Genomic DNA, 1335 nt, shown 5'->3' with positions numbered 1-1335 from the left:
GGCTTGTCGAAGACCGGTTTTCCCACGTAAGGAAGTAGCTGGGCTTTTTGCTCCCCGGTCAGGCGGAGCAGTCCTCCGGTTTGATCCAGGAACGCGAGGACGGTCTCAGCCTTGACGCACATACGGTCCGTCACCGGGTCATGGATCAGGTAGGAAATGCTGAAACTGGCAGGCTTGAGCTCACCGATCCACACCTGCACCTTCAGCGGAATGTTTCGGTAATCGAGGGCCGCTGCATATTTGACGCGATGCTCCACCACAACGGCCTGCACCTCCGGATCAATCGCGGAAAACAAAGCCACCGGCGGCTGCTCCCCCGGCGCTCCGGTGCCGCCCGGAGGGCCAAAAGCGTGAATGCGGGCCTCCTCCAAGATCCGAATCACCTGCACGTTATTGATATGCCCGTAGGCGTCCATGTCTCCCCATCTCAAGGGGACCTCACAGCTGATCTTTTGCGTTTTGCCCATTCCTATGTTGTACCGTTACCGGAGGGCAATAATCCAGCTGAAACACCAACTCGTTAGAGGCGTTCCGTCAAGCACCGCCACATCTCGATTTGGCAACGATTGGATTTTCCTCTACCGTTGATCCGTAGCCCCGTTCGGGCTATCACAAAGCTGCCACCCGTTGAGCAGCCACATATGCCCGGTGCTGCCCCTCCACCTCAACGCTGTTCGTCCGGCAGACACCACAGACAAGACCTTTCCGATCAGTCATGGGTGAACAGCGGCGCAAAGATGTCCGGGGACGGAACTAGTGCAGGTGGCCTTTTGGAGCATCGAACCCCATGAAGAACCAGAAAATCAGCCTTAACGCGCGCCGTGGACTTGCCGCTGCCGCCCTTGTCGGCCTTGGTCTCGGTGCATCCGCAGGAGCCGCTAACGCCGCTCCCGCCAGCACCTGGGACTCCCTTGCTCAATGCGAGAGCGGTGGCAACTGGGCCATCAATACCGGAAACGGCTTCTCCGGTGGCCTGCAGTTCACCCCGTCCACCTGGGCAGCTTTCGGTGGCCAGGGTGCGCCTCAGAACGCCAGCCGTGAGCAGCAGATCGCTGTCGCAGAGCGCGTTCTTGACGGACAGGGCTGGGGCGCATGGCCAGCTTGCTCAGCCAAGCTCGGTCTGACCGCCGGCGCCAACCCCACCCCGATTCCTGCCACTCCTGCTCCTGCCCCTGTGCAGTTCCAGTCAGTACCGCAGGCGCCGGTCGTTGAAGCACCAGTTGTTGAAGCGCCGGTTGTTGAAGCGCCGGTTGTTGAAGCGCCGGTTGTTGAAGCACCAGTTGCCGCGGCACCTGTTGTGGCAGCCCCCGTAGTGGAAGCCCCGGCTCCCGTAGC

Annotated in this window: 2 protein-coding genes; one reads left to right on the top strand and one right to left on the bottom strand. The window is 60.9% G+C overall.

The genetic code is table 11. From position 1 onward, the window contains the following. The coding region (locus Y708_RS24200; RefSeq protein ID WP_081746677.1) for an acyl-CoA thioesterase at positions 1-467 on the bottom strand (467 nt) is incomplete at its 3' end. Positions 468-787: 320 nt separating this feature from the next. Here Y708_RS24200 and Y708_RS31005 point away from each other — a divergent pair. Then, positions 788-1335, top strand: a 548-nt coding sequence (locus Y708_RS31005; RefSeq protein ID WP_035775915.1) for a transglycosylase family protein, incomplete at its 3' end; no start/stop codon positions are given.

The organism is Arthrobacter sp. H5, from assembly GCF_000520595.1.
In the GTDB taxonomy this organism is placed as follows: Bacteria; Actinomycetota; Actinomycetes; order Actinomycetales; family Micrococcaceae; genus Arthrobacter_D.
This window is presented reverse-complemented; position numbering and strand designations above follow the sequence as displayed.